Source organism: Chitinimonas violaceus, assembly GCF_052601015.1.
This window is the reverse complement of sequence record NZ_JBQXDJ010000016.1, coordinates 35,826-52,884: the sequence shown is the minus strand read 5'-3', so window position 1 is coordinate 52,884 and position 17,059 is coordinate 35,826. Positions and strand designations below refer to the sequence as shown.

Below are 17,059 nucleotides of genomic sequence, written 5' to 3'. Positions count from 1 at the left end.
CAGTGTGATGCGCCCGTTGTCTTACGGGCGTTTTCATTTCTACTTTGGAAACTGATATGTCGACTATGTTTGTTCCCAAATTGCCCGCCAGGCATGAAAGAGTGCTTTTGCGAGGTATTGATACTCATATCTGCCGATGGGGGCGTACGGGTGGCCGGCCCATTTTGTTACTGCACGGATGGATGGATTGCGCCGCGACATTCCAATTCATGGTCGACGCAGCCCCGGCGGAATTGCTGGATTTTGAATTGATCGCACTGGATTGGCGGGGCTTTGGTGAGAGTGCCTGGGCTGCGGAGGGTTACTACTTTCCTGATTACTTGGCAGACCTCGATGCTTTGATAAATTGGCTGGCGCCGGCGTTGCCCTTGATACTGGTAGGCCACAGTATGGGCGGTATGGTGGCAAGCTTGTACGCGGGGATTCGGCCGGAACGAGTCAGCCATCTGGTTTCGTTGGAAGGATTTGGGCTGCCGGTTACACAGCCAGAACAAGCCCCCGATCGTTATCGGCGCTGGTTGAATGAAGTGAGTGCTGCAGTTGTTTCAACGCCAGTTGCAGATTTTTCAACGGTGGCAGCTCGGTCTATGAAGTTCAACGCGAGGCTTACCCCGGACAAAGCTGCTTGGTTTGCGACTGTATTGGCTGAGCAAGTGGACGGTGGGGTGAATTACAGAGCGGATCCTCGCCATAAGTGGGTCAACCCTGTTTTGTATCGATTGGAAGAGGCTCAAGCCTGCTGGCGGCAGGTAACCGCGCGGACACTGTGGCTTACCGGAAATGAAGCCAAGCTGCTCGGCTGGCTTGGGGAAGACAAACAAGGGTTATTGGCCCGCCAGCAATGCTTTCCCCACCTGAGTTATGTAGAGCTGGATGATTGCGGACATAACATGCACCACGATGCACCGGCAGCCGTGGCGAGAAACATCACAGACTTCCTGCGTGCCGGATAAAGTCTTTGAACAGGCTTTGGGTCTGCATGCGAACGCTTACAGATACTTCGCGGGTAGATAAACCGGTGTACCTTGTTGGACGATATGGTTGCTGAGAAGGTATACGCCATTTGCGCGATGGCTAGACTCAACGGTATTGCTGGGTGTGCGGCCATGTTTGAATAACAGGCTTTTCACTTTGCGCATCAACGGGATTATCAGGGCGGGAATAGTCAGCATTGCAACGCTCCTTTACGGTATTCATCTTCAAGATTGCTGTAGGCATTCTGAGATGTAGTTTTGTGCATTGCAACAACATAAAATCTGTTGCTCAAAAAAGAGCAGATACTCGACTAGACCGAATATCGATTAAGCTTATATTTGCGCAGGGTAATAATGGGTAGGGGGTATATTGCAGTGCGTCAGAATTTATTTGCCCTGGAGTAATGACTCTTTGGCATTTGCTTGCAAACTGTGACGGGCAGCGCATGAGCCGTGGTCATGGTTGCGCAGTAAAATCGTGAAAAGACGCTTGGCACCTGTTCAAAATCTTGTGAGCTAGCAGCGTATTCAGAGGGTGTTTTCAACGCCGTATTGCTGATGCGTAGCAGACTTTGACAGGTTCTTAGTCAAAGTAAGCCAACACGCCATCCAAGCCCACTATATCCAATGCATAAGCTGCTTCTGCACGGACCTTGGGTTTGGCATGGCAAGCAATGCCGAAGCCTGCAGCAGCCAGCATTTTTAGATCATTCGCACCGTCGCCCAGGGCTATCACTTGGTCTGGGCGCAAGCCAAGTTCAGTGCGGTATTTCAATAGCTCATCCGCCTTGGTCTGCGCATCGACGATGGAGCCTACGATTTGGCCTGTCAGTTTCCCATCAACCGTTTCGAGCACATTGGCGATTGCTCTGCTTAAGCCAAGCCTTGCTTGCAGCCGCTCAGTAAAGTAGGTGAAGCCACCAGAAATCAATAGGGTCTTGATGCCATGGGCTTGTGCTGTCTTGAGCAGCGCTTCAGCACCGGGCATGAGTTGCAGGCGTTGGGTATAGACTTCATCCAAAGCGCTTTCCGACAGACCCGCCAGCAATGCAACGCGTTCAGTCAGACTTTGGCTGAAGTCTAGTTCGCCACGCATTGATCGCTCGGTAATGGCGGCCACCTGTGCTTTGATGCCTTGCATATCGGCGATCTCATCAATGCACTCGATGGTAATCAGCGTTGAGTCCATGTCCATGACGATAAGGCCAATATCGGCAAACTTTGCCGTCATTGGTACAAAGGCGTAGTCGTAGCCCGCTTCGCTACAGAATTTTGCGACATCAGATTCAACGGCTTTGTCGGCTGGGCTGAGCTTGAAGGCTTGATGAGCCAGCTTCCCGGTACGTATTGCCATAATCTGACTGGCACCTGCCAACTGGGCGAGGCGCTTCAGGTTTTGGGTGGCAATATCCGGTGCCTGGATGATGAGTTTGTACATAGAGATACCTGAAAGCGTATCAAATCAGCTAGTAAGCCGGCCATCGGTGAGGGTAAGCACACGCCCCGTACGGCTGGCCAGTTCTGGGTCATGCGTGACGATCACGAGGGCGGTACCCAGGCTGTCGTTCAATTCCAGCATCAAGTCGAAAACGGCGTGGGCGGTATGGCGATCCAGATTACCGGTGGGCTCATCTGCCAACAGGCAGGCAGGACCAGTGACCAAGGCTCGGGCAACGGCAGCACGTTGGCGTTCGCCACCCGACAGTTCACCCGGCTTGTGCTTTAGGCGATGCGCCAACCCTACTTTTTCCAGCATGGCTTCGGCGCGGGCATGCGCTTCGTTACGCGCCATGCGGCGGATTAGCAACGGCATCGTCACATTTTCTACTGCACTGAATTCAGGCAGCAGGTGGTGGAACTGATAGACGAACCCCAGCAACCGGTTACGTAGTTGCCCACGTTCACTTTCCTTAAGGAGAGTCGGGTTTTGTCCATCAATCTGAAGCGTGCCTTGTGATGGGGTATCCAAAGCACCCAAAAGATGCAAAAGCGTACTCTTGCCTGACCCTGAGCTGCCGATGATGGCTAATTTCTCAGCTTTTGCCACCTGCAGGTTCACACCGTCCAATACGGGTACATCAAGGTCTGGATAGCGTTTACCCAGACCTTGCGCTAACAAAATCGGATTACTCATAACGCAGCGCCTCCGCCGGGTTGGTTTTGGCTGCGCGCCAGCTTGGGTAGAGTGTGGCCAGGAAAGCCAAAATCAGTGCAATCAGGCCGATTGTCGCCACATCGCTTGGCAGGACCTCACTGGGCAGTGAGGATATGAGGTAGACCTGAGGGGATAGAACCTGCATACCCAGCAGTCCTTCAACAAAACTGACGACGCTACCAACATTGATTGCCAGCAACACCCCGCCAATGACGCCAGCAAGCGTGCCGACAATGCCAACGGTGGCACCTTGTATGACGAAAATCTTGAGTATGCTTGATGGCGCGGCACCCAGCGTACGCAGAATGGCAATATCGGCTTGTTTGTCGGTGACTGCCATGACGAGACCGGAAACCAGATTGAAGGTGGCGACCGCGATGATCAGGGTCAGGATCAGGAACATCATGCGTTTTTCAATTTGGACAGCACGGAAATACTGAGAATTTTCCATGGTCCAGTCACTGAACCAGAGCGGGCGAGCGTTATTACTTTGCGCTAGTCGTTGCGCCAGCAATGGTGCGTCGAGCGGATCGCTGATCTTGAGCCTTACGCCGCTGACCTCGTCTCCCATGCGGAACAACTTTTGGGCATCTGCCAAAGCAACCAATGCAAGGCCGGCATCGTATTGATACATATCTATACGGAACAGTCCGACCACCGTAAATGTTTTGAAGCGTGGCACCAAACCTGCTGGCGTCATATTGCCTTGCGGCGTGATCAGATTGATCTTTTCCCCGATGGTGACACCCAGCGCCCGGGCCAGATCCTGCCCCAAAACGATGCCGAACTCACCGGGCTTGAGCGCATCTAGCCGTCCATCAACCATGTGCTGGCCGATGTCTGCCACCCGGTTCTCTTGCTCAGGCAACACCCCGCGGAGCATCGCGCCTTGAACGTTTCCGTTAAAAGAGATAAGCCCCTGCGCCTGCACATAGGGGGCGCTGGCCAGTATTTCTGGGTCACGCTTGGCAAGCTCATCAGCCACAGTTTGCCAGTCAGCTAACCGGTTGCCTGGGCCGCTGGCTTGAATATGAGAGGCGACCTCCAGGATGCGCCCCCGGATTTCACGTTGGAAACCGTTCATGACGGAGAGCACGACAATCAGCGCCGCGACGCCAAGGGCGATACCGATCATCGAAGCTGCCGAAATAAAGGAAATAAAGCCGTTTCTGCGCTTGGCACGGGTATAGCGCAGGCCGATCAACCACTCGAAGGAGTTCATATAGGGGGAGCTAAATAGGTAGATAGAATTGGGTTGTCTGCGCCAAAGTATATTAAGGATGCAGAGTAAACCGACTTGCTATCTAGCAGGAAAGAAACAGGGGCGAAGTGTGCCACATTATGACCGTGAACCTAAAAATTATGCCGTTGACATTCAGGTGAATTGCTGATCGGTATGATAATTGCATCCGTGTAGAATGATTACTCAGTGGTTCACTCTATAGGTGGCAAAAGCATGCTGAATAACTTGAAACAAATGTTAGGTATTCGTCGGGAATCTCGGTTGGAGAAGGCGGTAGCGACTGTGGATAGTGCAGCGGCGCTGCCCCCTATACAAGCAATGCAGTCCTTGACTGAGTGGCTGGGCCATGAACAGCGCCGCGCCACCGAGAATCGCGATGGCTTGCTGGTGCTGCGTGGGGTGGATGCCATGCTGCGCAAAATCGCGGAAGGCGGATTGGTCAGTATGTTGGATGCCCAGGCCAATCACACCCGCATAACATTACTATCGCAGAATCTGGTGCCGTTCTGTAGTTCGATCATGATGCTCTACACTGAAGCATTAAGGCGTGAAATGGTCGAACAAGCCCGAAAACCGTCAAATATGTCGCTGGTGCAGGCCGTGGTGGGTAACTGGCTGTACTGGACAGGGCGGGACCACGTGGTGCGGTTTCTTCGTGAACCTAAGGCCGACCGTTTGCCTTGGCATGAGATACGCCCAACTGCTGAATTCGCACTGGAACTCAGTGACAAACTGGGTACCCGTATGACACAAAAGAATGAAGGCGAAGCCGGCAGACTGCAGAAGGAATTGGCCCACCTGGTTCTGCTGTCGCGTACGCTCTCGGTCGATTTGCAAGGTCGACAGTTGTTGATTGCCGACCGTCTTGCCATGGCGCTTGCTGGATTTATCAGCGTCAGCACCGAACATTCTACTGCTACACCATTTGGCCAGGCAGACAACACAGACAGCGCACCGACGATTCTTACCCGGGCCCCAACCCGAAGCAAAAGCGAAGGCAAGGGGCTGTTCTACGGTTTGGAACGCACCCTGATGGAACTGGTTGCGATGGAGCACTTGATTGGTGGCCAGGGCAAAGTACCAGCGAAGATCAACCCAGATGGCAAGCTGGACGTGGGTGAAACCCTCGGCGTGATCAAACATCTGAAGAACCGTTGGAGCGGTCAGGAAGTTAAGCGTATGGCCGAGCGTAAACCTGCCAGCGGCTCGTTGACCATCAGCCATGACTATGTTGCTGTTCGCCGGCTGATTGCCGCTGCGCAGCAGAAGTCCACAGCCAAGACGCATGAACCCACTGTGGAGCGCGCAATGGTCCAGGACGTGAGCAGCAGCGGGTTGGGTCTTAAGCTGGTACAGCATACAGGCTGGTTGAAGATGGGCATGATTCTGGGCATCAAGACCGATAAAGATACAAATTGGCGGGTTGGTATTGTTCGTCGCGCTGTTACCCGTGCACAGGGTGAGATGACGGCCGGTATCCAACTGTTGGGCCGTCACCCTGAATCGATCCGGCTTACCCGTCGTGCCCAGGTATCGCAATGGGAACGGGTAACAGAGCATCAGTCCTGGGACAACATCTTGGGCGTGTACCTCCGGCCCGAGTCTTTGAATGCGGACCACCATATATTGGTACTGGAAAAGCCGGAATTGGAAGTAGGCAAGACCTACGCTGCACCTGCAACGCGTGATGGTGATTTGTCCTTCCGGATACTCTCCCAGCAGGAAATTGGTGCGGACTGTGTCTTCTATCGTGCAGAATGCACGCTTATTGCGCCTCCAAAAGAAACACCACCAACAGAGGGTGGTACACAAGTCTTATCTCTTTGAATGACAACGCTGTTAATTCCTTCTTTACGCTTGGCAAGTCAGCCAGGCGTTTCTCTTTTTGACCCCAGCGCTGATCTGGCTTTGCCAGGACTGACAGGCTTATTGGGCCGGGGTACCCGTAACAAGATTGATCCGATCACTGTCGAGCAATGGTTGCGGCAGCAGTTTCAAGCGGTGGGTGTGAGTGCTGCTGTGCTTACCTTGAGTTTGGACTTTCCCGCTGCCCGAACTGGGCACTGGTTACGGGCTGATCCGGTACACCTTCGAGCCGACCGTGATCGCGCGCTGTTATTTGATGCCAGTGTGCTGGCCTTGGAACAGTCTGAGGCGGACCAATTGGTGGCCAGCCTGAACCAAGTCTATGCGGAAGACGGTTATCAGTTTGTGGCAGCCACGCCTAGTCGATGGTATGTGCGTCTGCCCGAGATAATGGATTGTGTGACGACACCATTGGCAGAGGTGGTGGGGCAGGATATTCGCCCCTACCTGCCTAGTGGGCCGACCGCGCTCAAGTGGCACCGATTTCTGAATGAAGTGCAGATGCTGCTTTATACCCAGGCAGTGAACGATGCCCGTGAGGAGCGGGGAAGTTTGCCCGTCAATTCGGTCTGGTTATGGGGAGAAGGGCGGATGCCGGAAGGGTTGTCCAAACCAGTTTCCCATTTATATGCCAACGACACACTGGCGCGTGGTTTGGCGCTGGCATCCGGGGTTACACATGCTGATCTGCCAGTCGGTTACAGCCATGAGTTAGCAACGGATAGTTTTATCCTGCTGGACAGTTTGGTGGGGGCTGCTGCGCAAGGAGATATTCAGCGTTGGCGTGACGAACTGGCCCAGCTGGAAACAAATTGGTTCCAGCCGCTTTTCCAAGCTTGGCGTCAGGGCCGGTTGACTACATTGAAACTCGTACTGTTTGGTGAGCAAGATATGCTGACAGTGGTGTTGAATCCGACCGATCGTTGGAAGTTCTGGCGCGCCCCACTATCATTGGCGCGGCTGTAATTCGAGCGAAAAATCTGCCTCCAGGTGCTGCCTTGGCGGCCAAATAAACGGCACAATAGCGCCCCGACGCTATCACTCCCGGCCAGTTTGCTGCTGGCCGTTACCATTCCCCCATGCATATTCTTACTCGCTCCGTCCCTGCCGTTGCGGAACAGACCTTATTGGCCGCAGGTCTGCACCCTGTTGAGGCCCGTATTTTTGCTGCGCGGGGTATAGAGAATCCTCAGGAGCTGGAAGCAGAATTCAAACACCTTCTGCCATTTGAGGGTTTGAAAGGCGCACCGGAAGCGGCCAAGCGCCTTGCGGATGCAATCGCTAGGCTGGAGCGCATCCTGATTGTGGCGGACTACGATGCAGATGGCGCTACCGCTTGTGCCGTCGGTTTACGTGGTTTGAGTCTGTTTGGTGCGCGTGTCGAGTTTCTGGTGCCCAACCGGTTTGAGTATGGCTACGGTTTGACGCCGGAGATCGTCGAACTGGCAGCACACAAGCAGCCACAATTGATTGTGACGGTGGATAACGGTATTGCCAGTGTCGCCGGTGTGGCGCGCGCCAGGGCATTGGGTATCGAGGTATTGGTTACTGACCATCACCTGCCTGGCGACAGCCTGCCAGATGCTTTGATAGTCAATCCAAACCAGCCTGGTTGTAGTTTTGCCAGCAAGAGCCTGGCGGGCGTTGGTGTGATGTTCTACGTGCTTTTGGCGCTAAGGGCAGAGATGCGTGCACGACAGGCATTTGCCAATAAGCCGGAACCCAATCTTGCTGACCTGCTCGATCTGGTTGCCCTGGGTACGGTCGCAGATGTGGTTCGGCTCGATAACAACAACCGTATTCTGGTTGAACAGGGCCTCCGGCGTATGCGTGCTGGCCGGGCTTGTCCGGGGGTGTTGGCTGTCTTCCAGGCAGCGGGGCGCGATGTTCGCCGAGCCAGCGCGTTTGACCTGGGTTTTATGGTGGGGCCGCGTTTGAATGCAGCTGGCCGGCTCGATGATATGAGCCTTGGGATTGCATGCCTTGTTGCGGACAGCGGTGAAGCCGCCTTGGCGATGGCGCGCGAACTGGACCAGCTTAATCGCGAACGCCGCAATATCGAAGCTGAAATGCAGACTGTTGCTGAAGCGAAGCTCAATGCCATTATCGTAGATGATTGCTACAGCCTTACTGTATTCGACCCGGACTTTCACCAAGGGGTGGTGGGTTTGGTCGCAAGCAGGCTCAAGGATCGGCACCACCGGCCGACGATTGTCTTTGCTGCTGGTTTGGAAGGCGAGATCAAGGGTTCGGGAAGGTCGATTCCAGGCTTGCATCTGCGCGATGCGCTCGACTTGGTTGCCAAGCGGGAACCCGGTTTGATTGCAAAGTTTGGTGGACATGCAATGGCTGCTGGGTTGACGCTGGCCGACCCGACAGGAATTGAGCGTTTTCGGGCGAGCTTTGAAGCAGCATGCCGTACCTTGCTAAATGAGACTGAACTGACCCGCACGGTTGAAGTCGATGGCGAGCTTGGACGTGATGCGTTGTGTCTGGAGTTGGCGGAACGACTCGATAGGCGTGTTTGGGGGCAGGGCTTTCCTGCGCCCCGTTTTATTGGGCATTTCAAGGTATGCAGCCAGCGGATAGTGGGGGAGAAGCATTTGAAGCTTCAGCTGGAAGGGCCAGGAGGCGAGCGCTTTGAAGCCATGCGCTTTCAGCATGCTGATCCACTGCCCGAAAGGATCGAGGCAGTCTACCAATTGTCCGTCAACGAATGGCAGGGCCGGCGCAGCCTGCAATTACTGGTTGAACAGGCGTTGAATCAACAGCCTGCGTAGTTACATATCAAATTAGGAAAGTTCATGTCGAATACCCGCGTCCTGCATGGTTTTCATGCCGTTACTGCCCGTCTTACCCGCCTGCCCGACAGCGTGTTGGAGCTATATGTCATGCGCGAGCGGCATGACCCGCGGATGAATGAGCTGCTCAAACTCGCGCAGCAGACAGGTACGCGCTTGATCCCAGCCGATGCAGCCAGACTGGATGGTCTGACGGGCAACCGGCGTCACCAAGGTGTTGCAGCGGTCATCGATGCCAACAAGACCTTCGTGGCCTTGGAGGATGTGCTCGAAGATATCAGCGAGCCACCGCTTATCTTGGTGCTAGATGGCATTACCGACCCGCATAATCTGGGAGCCTGTCTACGGGTTGCCGATGCAATGGGGGTGCATGCCGTCGTTGCACCCAAGGATAAGTCGGTTGGTATCAACGCGACGGTCTCGAAAGTGGCCTGTGGGGCAGCGGAAGTAGTGCCATATATCGTGGTGACCAATCTGGCCCGCACATTGCGCGAAATCAAGGATGCGGGCATCTGGGTAGCTGGCACGGATATGGAGACCCAGACCGATCTGTACCATTTCGACCAGACCGGCCCATTAGCCTGGGTGATGGGGGCTGAAGGTGAAGGCATGCGCCGGTTGACGCGCGAGCACTGCGATGTCCTTGTCAGCATCCCGATGTTTGGCACCGTGGAAAGCCTGAATGTATCGGTCGCCAGCGGTATGTGCCTGTCCGAGAGCCGTCGCCAGCGTGTATTGAAGGGCGAGACCAACCGTTAAAACCCAGGTTTTCAGTGCAAACTGGCATTCTGCTGGGAACTTGCACCCAAGCTGCCTGGTACTGACGTGTTTGGTTGATTGGCAAGGCTTGCTTGCGCTTGATTGATATAGTCACTAGCCAATTGCCAACTACGTTCAGTTGCGCCGCCAAAGCGGGCCAATAGTTCGCTGACCTTGGATTGCCGGTTCTGTTGTTGATATTGCTCCAACGAGTGTTGCCAGCGTCGGGCTAGACTATCGGCATCGGTATGGAGGGAGACATCTCCCGCTTCGCTTAAAACCTTGAAAACCGGGAAGCTCGGATAAGTCGCATCCCAATTGGGCAGGGCGGTAACATCCAGGCCGGCACACAAGGGTTCCAGCAGGTTGTGATCTTTGCCGATGTGGCTGCACGCGCCAAACCGGAATGCGTCGCGCAGCTCGCCTATTGTGTCGAGCACCAGGCAGTCGGCTGTACTGTCTTTTCCGCTGGTAAGCATTTCACTGCGTAGTTGGTACCCCAGACCATGTTCCGCGCACTGCTGGGCAATATGGTGTAGGACCGCAGGATTCTCTGGATGGCGTGGTGCCAGAAGCAGCCTGATTGTTGGCGACTGCCGGTGTATTTTCGCAAAAGCCGCAAATACCAGCGCCTGTTCGCTGGCATCGGTGACGGAGCCGGCGACGATGGTGGGCCGGTTGGTCTGTTGCAACCAGATGGCTAGGCCACGCTGGTCTGTGGTGATGGCATCGGGCGATATGGCCAGTGCGTCGAACTTCATATTGCCGCAGATATGTACGGATTGAGGTTGTGCACCGTGCTCCAGCGCAAACCGGGAGCCAGCCTCGTCCTGCACACAGATCAGATCAAATGCGCGTAGCCATGCCCGGCCCAACAATTTGCGTTCCAATGCATCAGCCCGGCAACTTGGTTGGTAGCGATAGGGCCAGCCGTTTACCAATAGTCGGGGTGCTCCAGCTCGTTCGGCGGCATGGACCCAGGCATAAGGAAGCCGGCAAGGCGCATCGGAAGGCTGCAAGGGGATTTCGGATACCAGAAACAAGGTGGGTGGATACGAGGCCGCCAACTGGTAGGCTTCGCGTGGGTCATCGGAAATCTCGGCTACCTGTGCCGTTGGGTAGCGTTTGAGATAAGCCTCGCGATAGATTTTCCTGTCGGTCAGGATTACCCAGTGTTGCGGTGGAATCGCCATTGCCAGTCGGGAGAGAAAGCCCGATATGGCATTCATTTCGCCTATCGTGGAAAGGAATAACCAGATTGAGGGTTTGGGCGGTCCTGCGACCAATAATTGTCGAATGGGTTTGCCAAGTCGAGTCAAGCCATCCAGTGTGCTGAATAGATGCCAGCTGAGGGAGTGTTTGAATCCATCTTGCATAGGGGGTCCAAATCCTATTCGACAACAATGAAATCAAAGATAGGGTGATGGAAAAGTCGTTTGCCGCGATTCATAGAGCAGGCTGATCAACCGAGGCAGTATTGATTGAACCGGTATACAAGCTTAATGAAATAACTTTTTGAAGATGCCATGAATAGGGCATTTCCAGTAAGGCAAGATGATGCTGAAATTTTAAGCACGACATGAATTATTTCCTTGTCATGTAAATTAATTTAATTTTCTAATATTCATACTAATAGTTAATTAGGCAGATTGTCTGACTCGACAATTTGCTGAGTAATTAAGTCGCAAGGATAGTCGACAATACGGGTGACGCGATAGACTGTAATAAGGGATTTAAGTGTGGAGAAATGGCGTGAAGCGTTTTCTGGGGCTGCTCATTGGTGTCAGTGTATTGCTGGGTAATAACCCCGCCAATGCGGACGAAATTAACTGCGGCTCATTGCACAATGGTTTTGGTCCGTATGATTTCCGCTACCAATTCGGCGAGCCAAAACGCCTTGTCGAAAGCGCACATTTTCCTCCCTATGTGGAATCCTTGCTTCGGGGCCGAACCGCCGATGCAGTAGGTGGTGATATCGACTACACCTTGCGGGCTTTTCCCAATCATCATCGGGCGCTTTTGTCGATGATGAATCTGGCCACGCGTGAACGCACTGGCAAGCCTCCTGGATCCCGCTTTTCCGTCGAATGCTGGTTGGACCGTGCTGAACGTTTTGCGCCCGACGATGGCATGGTGAAGGTGCTTTGGGCGACGTGGCTGATCAAGCAGGGGAACAAGGCGGAAGCAGAGGAAAAACTGGCAGCGGGTATTAAACAGGCGCCAGAGATGAATACGAATTTTGATTACAGTGTGGGCTTGGCCTACTTCGACTTGAAGCGTTATGACCTTGCCCTGGCGGCGGCGCATCGGGCTTACCGCGGGGGGTTTCCATTGCCTGGATTGAAGCAGAAGCTGATGAAGGCCGGACAGTGGCGTGATCCACCCCCTCTGCCTGCGCCGACACAGACGCCAGATAACGTAGCGAATGAGTCACAGGAGAAGACTGCGCCAACACCATCAGCGGAGTAGAGAGCCGGCTTGCGATTTTGGCTGCTCTTGTATCTGGCTTATTCGGCCCCACTTATGCACGATTGGCTTGATTTTTCGGGCGGGCCAGATGGGTATGTATAAAAAATCCAAGCGGTCGCAATGGCGAAACCGCCCTGTAGATGGATTCTCATGGTTTCATTAAAAGACAGCGTCGGCATACCGCTTAAGGACTTGCCCTCAGGCTCGGAGTTTTTCACCTTCGAGGGGTTTGGCGATGATGAGCACATCGCCGTTGCGTTTGCGCCCTGGAAAGAGCAGGAAGTGCCGTTGGTGCGGGTGCACTCAGAATGCCTGACTGGTGAAGTGTTCGGTTCCGAGTTGTGTGACTGTGGCCCGCAGCTGCATGAAGCGCTCAAGATGTTCAGCCGTGAAGGCGGTATCTTGCTATATCTGCGTCAGGAAGGCCGTGGCATTGGTTTGTATGCGAAGCTTGCCGCCTACCGTTTGCAGCAGAAGGGTTTGGACACTTTTGAAGCTAATCGTTGTCTGAATCTGCCGGAGGATGCCCGCAGTTTCGAGCCCGCTGCGCAGATGCTCAAAGCCATGGGGGTCAGCAAAGTACGCCTTCTGAGCAACAACCCCGATAAAGCAGCGCAATTGCAAAACTTTGGTATTGAAGTGACGGAGGTGCTTTCGACCGGTGTATTCGGTACCAAGAGCAATCGCAACTATCTGGCGGCCAAGGTAAGCAAACGCCAGCACAGAATCAAGTTGGATGACGGTGAGCTTTGATAGTCTTCACTGTTCGCATGGTGCAAGAGGTTTTAAACAAACAGCCCCGCAGATTGCGGGGCTGTTTGCTTGGCATACCTGGAACTAAGCTAAGCGATACTGCGGTGCCTTGGCATGCAACCACTGCTCCAGCATCATCAGAATCCACACCATTTCCCCATAGTAACCAGGGTGCTCGGCCAGTTTTTCGTTGAGCAGGCTGGTAATGAATTCGGGTCGGACGATGCCGCGTCCTGCCAGGTGTTGCAGCGAATCGGTTGCCAGGGCGCGCAGTCCTGCATGCTGGGTAGCCCATACGCCAAATGGCAGCCCGAAGCCTTGCTTCTTCTTGGTAATGATTTCATCGGGCAGGAAGCCGCGTAACGCCTCTTTGAAGAACCAGCGCAGCTTGAGCCCCTTGAGCTTGTATTCCGCTGGTAGCTTCAGTGAAAAGGCCAGCAGGCGCTCGTCGAGCATTGGAAAACCGACGCCTATGCCAGCCAACTGGGTGGTGCCGCATACCTTGGGCAGGTCGTTTTCCGCTAAGGTATAGCGCCAGTCAAACGCCAATACCTGGTCGATGGCGATATCGCTGCGAGTCAGTGCCCATACATCCCGTTGCTGCTGGGCAGGACTGTTGATGTCAACCTGAGCCAGAAAGGCAGGTGTGAGCACGTTGTCGATACCCAAGCGCAAGAGCAGGTTGTACATGTGCAACCGGTCGGGCATTGGCACCTTGGCTTGTTCCACATAGCTTGCCGCTTTGCGTAGCAAGGGGACCTTGCCGAGTGATTCCAACTCCAGAAAGGGTTCCATTACACCGCTGCGCAACTGGGGCGGCAGATGCTGATACCAGCCGAAAACCCGCTGCTTGGCATAGCGGCTGTTGCCACCGAACAGCTCATCACCGCCATCGCCAGCCAGCATTTTTTCACGACCGTCCGCTTTGGCCATCTTGGCGCAATAGAAAGCGGGCAACGCGGAGGAATTACCGAATGGTTGATCGTAATGCGCCGCGACTTCGGCGATGCTGCGCACCAAGTCATCTGGGGTGACGTAATACTCGTGGTGCTTGGTCTTGAAGTGTTTGGCGGCAATCCGGGCGAAGGCCATTTCATCGTAACCGGCTGCGTCAAAACCGATGGAATAGCTGTTGGCCGGTTGCTCGCCAACGGCTGTGAGCATGCCGACAACGGTGGAGCTGTCAGTGCCGCCACTGAGGAAGCAGCCAACCTTATCGGGGGCGATCTGTCCAAGCTGTGTGGTGACAGCGTCTTTCAGTATTTGCCGGAACTCGTTGCGCAATGAGTCAAACGAGGTGTGATGGTCTTCATCAAAGGTTGCCACCCAATAAGGCGCAACCTTCAACTCGCCGGCTTCGAACAAGGCATAGTGTGCAGGGGGGAGGCGCATCACCTGCTTGAAGATGGTGCGGGGCGAAGGAATGACGTGGAAGAACAGATAGTCGAAGATCGCCTGTGGGTCGATTTGCGATTCGCGGGAGCAATCTGCATTGATCAATTCATCGGCACGGTGGGCAAAAAGCAGGCGGTTGCCGTCCTGCCGATAGCACAAGGTACGTGTGGCAAAGCGGTCCACCGCCAGGAACACCCGGCCTTGCGCATCGCGGATCGCAACGGCAAAGTCGCCGTTCACACCGGCAGGGCAGTGCACACCATCGCGCTGGAAAGCGGCGAGCCAGGCGGCTGCAATGCCTTCAGTCTTGGCGACTTTGGCCAGATTGGCGTCCGTAAAACGTGGAGCACCCTTGCACAGTACGCTGCAGCTTGCTTGGCTGCCGGTGGGGTTTGATGCGCTCAGTATCATTTCAAATCATCCGCAGGTAGGTCAGTTCAACGGCTTGGGTGAGCCGGGCTGGCATAGGCACAGCTCGAATGCACCCGGTCACGGTCTCGTGTACCCAGATGCATGTTTTTGTGTTTCACCCGGCGGATGGCTTTGCTTGATGGATTGTGAATAAGCGCTGAGTCAGCACCGTTTCGATACGGTATCGGGACTTGGCCATGTTAGTTCTCCTTCCTCGTTCGTCTCGTTATCTGTTTTTCTCACCCTATCTGGGTGGGGTACGGCTGTATGTCAAACAAAAGTGTCCAGCAAGCAGGATGCCGCATTCGAAGTTCCGCCACATTTCATCTGCGATCGCTAGAGGCTGAGGCGCTGCGAGACCTGAATCAGCGTATCGGCCCATCGTTGGGCGGCAATGCGTAAGCCCTTGGCTGAGAAGTGGCATCCACCGGAGCGCATGTCTCCTTGTAGGTCATCCGTATCAGGTCCCAGCAGGAATCCAGCTTGACCTTGGGTAAGGTCGGTAATTGCCGCACGTATACGGCGGCCGTCGCTACCCGGGCAGTAAGTGGATTGCGCAGCCAGAATCGGGGCAGTCACATTGGCGGTATGCAATGCGGTTTGTAATTTCAGCAAGGCTTGGCGATAAGCAGCCTGGCTGGTTTTGGACTTGGCATCCGCTTCTCCTTGTTGCCAGAGGACCAATGTGGGTGTCAGACCTGTGGCGAGGAGTTGCCGTACTTGTTGCTGCCAATATTGCTGTAATGGGCTGCTGTCCACCCAGTCGGTGATTGGGGTGCTTTCGACCGCAACTAGTGCATAGACCAGGGGCCGACCACCAAGCAGATGACCAAGGTTCTGGTTAACGTACGGCCACAGGCTGGCTCCTCGGCCAGTGCCACCTGGCAGCGGGGCCGTGGCGCTGTAGCAACGGCCATCTTTGATGATATTAATCGGCATATAGCCAGCATTGCCTTGTTCTGCATGGTTGGCGGCATTCGACTGCCCCAGTACCAACAACACAATGGGCTGCTGCTTGAGCAAATCGGCACAGGCCAGCTCGGCTTGGGCAGGAGCAGGTTGAATCTGCGTCAGCCTTTGGGCGAGCGAATCTGCGGCTTCAGCGGGTTGCCGGGGTAGGAACAGCAGTAATCCAGCCAGCACCAGACAAGCGCCAAGTATGGGGTAGACACGCTTACGCATCAGGCCTCCCGCGACACAGCAATCGGGCTGCGGATTTGGCGGTAGCGTTTATAGCGCTCGCGCAAGAAGTGCATGGCAGGTTTTTCCACTAGCCGACTCAGTAGGCTGGCCAATGATAACGCGACGACGATGGTGATCAGGATCGTCAGGTCGGTAGACAAGCCGGCTTGTTGCAACCGTAACATCAGTGCCCAGCCGATATTCTCGTGCAGCAGGTAGAGGGTGTAGGAAATCGCCCCTAACCAGACCAGGACAGGGTGGGCCAGCATCCGCAAACGCCCGGTGGCCGCGCCATATAGTACGAAGCTCAAGACGGTGGCCAGCAAGGCAAGAAATGGGGATTCGACCACCCCCAACAAGACAATGGCCGCCACCAGCATAGCGATATCCGCTCTGGGCTGGCCACGTCGGCTGGCAAGGCGGTAAATCATGATGCCGGCCCCGAACCAGGGGATGAACTTCAGTATCAGCAGGCGGAAGGCGATCCAGGGCAGGTCGATATGCCAGAGTTTCTCAAAGCCGAAATACCCCAGCCGCAGAACAAACAATATCGCCAGCAACACGTGGATACGGTTCAGCAGACCCAGCCTGAAGGCCAGCAAGGCCCAAGCATAGAAAAGTAGTTCCACTTCCAGTGTCCAATACACACCATCCACATGCGGCACATTGAAGAGGTTGTGGAACATCGCGAGGTTCCAGACTGCACTCTCCATGCCTACGGTTTTGCCGGGCAAACCCAGCCAATGTACGACTAGGAAGGTCAGCGCCACCGCCACCCAATAGGCTGGGTAGAGCCGGCTGAAGCGCGAGACCACAAAGTCCAGCGGTTGCCGGGTTTTGTCCAACGTCATGAAAATAACGAAGCCGCTGATCATGAAGAACAGATTCACGCCATAGTGCCCCCACGGCAGCGAGAACAGCGGTGGCGTAGGGTGGCCGTAGAGTTCCTGATAGCGCGTCGTGTAATGAAACAAGACCACCAGCACGGCTGCGATGCCGCGCAGGGAATCGATTTCGATCATGCGATGCGTTGCGGGCTGCGACATGGGCG

The 17,059-nt window shown here is 54.8% G+C and carries 15 protein-coding genes; 7 read left to right on the top strand and 8 right to left on the bottom strand.

All coding sequences use genetic code 11. From position 1 onward, the window contains the following. The first annotated feature begins 56 nt into the window (after positions 1-56). Positions 57-953 carry an alpha/beta fold hydrolase gene (locus tag ACUHMQ_RS07900; RefSeq protein ID WP_445294913.1) on the top strand — a complete coding sequence of 299 codons (897 nt, stop codon included), beginning with the start codon at positions 57-59 and terminating at the stop codon, positions 951-953. Positions 954-989: 36 nt separating this feature from the next. On the opposite strand, the gene ACUHMQ_RS07895 is transcribed toward ACUHMQ_RS07900, so the two are convergent. The 4 genes from ACUHMQ_RS07895 to ACUHMQ_RS07880 form a co-directional block, all read right to left on the bottom strand. Then, entirely contained in the window at positions 990-1,172 is a 183-nt protein-coding gene (locus ACUHMQ_RS07895) for a hypothetical protein (protein WP_445294912.1), read from the bottom strand. A 385-nt stretch (positions 1,173-1,557) separates the two neighbouring features. Further along, complete coding sequence (serB, locus tag ACUHMQ_RS07890) at positions 1,558-2,412, bottom strand: phosphoserine phosphatase SerB (RefSeq protein ID WP_445294911.1); 855 nt, start codon at positions 2,410-2,412, stop codon at positions 1,558-1,560. 24 nt (positions 2,413-2,436) lie between these two features. Next, positions 2,437-3,108 carry a lipoprotein-releasing ABC transporter ATP-binding protein LolD gene (lolD, locus tag ACUHMQ_RS07885; RefSeq protein ID WP_445294910.1) on the bottom strand — a complete coding sequence of 224 codons (672 nt, stop codon included), beginning with the start codon at positions 3,106-3,108 and terminating at the stop codon, positions 2,437-2,439. Next, positions 3,101-4,351, bottom strand: coding sequence for a lipoprotein-releasing ABC transporter permease subunit (locus ACUHMQ_RS07880; RefSeq protein WP_445294909.1), 1,251 nt, complete (start codon positions 4,349-4,351; stop codon positions 3,101-3,103). The genes lolD and ACUHMQ_RS07880 overlap by 8 nt, the downstream gene beginning before the upstream one ends. A gap of 234 nt (positions 4,352-4,585) precedes the next feature. Here ACUHMQ_RS07880 and ACUHMQ_RS07875 point away from each other — a divergent pair, with 234 nt between their 5' ends. From ACUHMQ_RS07875 to rlmB, 4 genes are all read left to right on the top strand, one after another. Continuing rightward, on the top strand, positions 4,586-6,199 hold the full coding sequence (locus ACUHMQ_RS07875; RefSeq protein ID WP_445294908.1) for a cyclic-di-GMP receptor FimW-related protein: 1,614 nt from the start codon (positions 4,586-4,588) through the stop codon (positions 6,197-6,199). Next, positions 6,200-7,204, top strand: coding sequence for a hypothetical protein (locus ACUHMQ_RS07870; RefSeq protein WP_445294907.1), 1,005 nt, complete (start codon positions 6,200-6,202; stop codon positions 7,202-7,204). It abuts the gene before it with no gap. A 113-nt stretch (positions 7,205-7,317) separates the two neighbouring features. Continuing rightward, entirely contained in the window at positions 7,318-9,018 is a 1,701-nt protein-coding gene (recJ, locus tag ACUHMQ_RS07865; protein WP_445294906.1) for a single-stranded-DNA-specific exonuclease RecJ, read from the top strand. A gap of 24 nt (positions 9,019-9,042) precedes the next feature. Beyond that, entirely contained in the window at positions 9,043-9,798 is a 756-nt protein-coding gene (rlmB, locus tag ACUHMQ_RS07860; protein ID WP_445294905.1) for a 23S rRNA (guanosine(2251)-2'-O)-methyltransferase RlmB, read from the top strand. A gap of 11 nt (positions 9,799-9,809) precedes the next feature. Here rlmB and ACUHMQ_RS07855 read toward each other — a convergent pair whose 3' ends face one another. Then, positions 9,810-11,174, bottom strand: coding sequence for a 3-deoxy-D-manno-octulosonic acid transferase (locus ACUHMQ_RS07855; RefSeq protein WP_445294904.1), 1,365 nt, complete (start codon positions 11,172-11,174; stop codon positions 9,810-9,812). Between the two features lie 376 nt (positions 11,175-11,550). Between ACUHMQ_RS07855 and ACUHMQ_RS07850 the strand changes: the two genes are divergently transcribed. Further along, on the top strand, positions 11,551-12,267 hold the full coding sequence (locus ACUHMQ_RS07850) for a tetratricopeptide repeat protein (RefSeq protein WP_445294903.1): 717 nt from the start codon (positions 11,551-11,553) through the stop codon (positions 12,265-12,267). Positions 12,268-12,417: 150 nt separating this feature from the next. After that, positions 12,418-13,020, top strand: a complete 603-nt coding sequence (locus ACUHMQ_RS07845; RefSeq protein WP_445294902.1) for a GTP cyclohydrolase II — start codon at positions 12,418-12,420, stop codon at positions 13,018-13,020. 84 nt (positions 13,021-13,104) lie between these two features. On the opposite strand, the gene ACUHMQ_RS07840 is transcribed toward ACUHMQ_RS07845, so the two are convergent. The 3 genes from ACUHMQ_RS07840 to ACUHMQ_RS07830 form a co-directional block, all read right to left on the bottom strand. After that, positions 13,105-14,826, bottom strand: coding sequence for an asparagine synthetase B family protein (locus ACUHMQ_RS07840; RefSeq protein WP_445294901.1), 1,722 nt, complete (start codon positions 14,824-14,826; stop codon positions 13,105-13,107). Positions 14,827-15,162: 336 nt separating this feature from the next. Beyond that, complete coding sequence (locus tag ACUHMQ_RS07835; protein WP_445294900.1) at positions 15,163-16,008, bottom strand: sialate O-acetylesterase; 846 nt, start codon at positions 16,006-16,008, stop codon at positions 15,163-15,165. Next, positions 16,008-17,054, bottom strand: coding sequence for an acyltransferase family protein (locus tag ACUHMQ_RS07830; protein WP_445294899.1), 1,047 nt, complete (start codon positions 17,052-17,054; stop codon positions 16,008-16,010). Before ACUHMQ_RS07830 ends, ACUHMQ_RS07835 begins: the two co-directional genes overlap by 1 nt. Positions 17,055-17,059 lie beyond the last annotated feature (5 nt).

Excerpts from the sequence above, each read along its gene's own strand:
- ACUHMQ_RS07900 (WP_445294913.1), top strand. The coding sequence starts at position 57 with ATGTCGACTATGTTTGTTCCCAAATTGCCCGCCAGGCATGAAAGAGTG.
- ACUHMQ_RS07895 (WP_445294912.1), bottom strand. The coding sequence starts at position 1,172 with ATGCTGACTATTCCCGCCCTGATAATCCCGTTGATGCGCAAAGTGAAA.
- serB (WP_445294911.1), bottom strand. The coding sequence starts at position 2,412 with ATGTACAAACTCATCATCCAGGCACCGGATATTGCCACCCAAAACCTG.
- lolD (WP_445294910.1), bottom strand. The coding sequence starts at position 3,108 with ATGAGTAATCCGATTTTGTTAGCGCAAGGTCTGGGTAAACGCTATCCA.
- ACUHMQ_RS07880 (WP_445294909.1), bottom strand. The coding sequence starts at position 4,351 with ATGAACTCCTTCGAGTGGTTGATCGGCCTGCGCTATACCCGTGCCAAG.
- ACUHMQ_RS07875 (WP_445294908.1), top strand. The coding sequence starts at position 4,586 with ATGCTGAATAACTTGAAACAAATGTTAGGTATTCGTCGGGAATCTCGG.
- ACUHMQ_RS07870 (WP_445294907.1), top strand. The coding sequence starts at position 6,200 with ATGACAACGCTGTTAATTCCTTCTTTACGCTTGGCAAGTCAGCCAGGC.
- recJ (WP_445294906.1), top strand. The coding sequence starts at position 7,318 with ATGCATATTCTTACTCGCTCCGTCCCTGCCGTTGCGGAACAGACCTTA.
- rlmB (WP_445294905.1), top strand. The coding sequence starts at position 9,043 with ATGTCGAATACCCGCGTCCTGCATGGTTTTCATGCCGTTACTGCCCGT.
- ACUHMQ_RS07855 (WP_445294904.1), bottom strand. The coding sequence starts at position 11,174 with ATGCAAGATGGATTCAAACACTCCCTCAGCTGGCATCTATTCAGCACA.
- ACUHMQ_RS07845 (WP_445294902.1), top strand. The coding sequence starts at position 12,418 with ATGGTTTCATTAAAAGACAGCGTCGGCATACCGCTTAAGGACTTGCCC.
- ACUHMQ_RS07840 (WP_445294901.1), bottom strand. The coding sequence starts at position 14,826 with ATGATACTGAGCGCATCAAACCCCACCGGCAGCCAAGCAAGCTGCAGC.
- ACUHMQ_RS07835 (WP_445294900.1), bottom strand. The coding sequence starts at position 16,008 with ATGCGTAAGCGTGTCTACCCCATACTTGGCGCTTGTCTGGTGCTGGCT.
- ACUHMQ_RS07830 (WP_445294899.1), bottom strand. The coding sequence starts at position 17,054 with ATGTCGCAGCCCGCAACGCATCGCATGATCGAAATCGATTCCCTGCGC.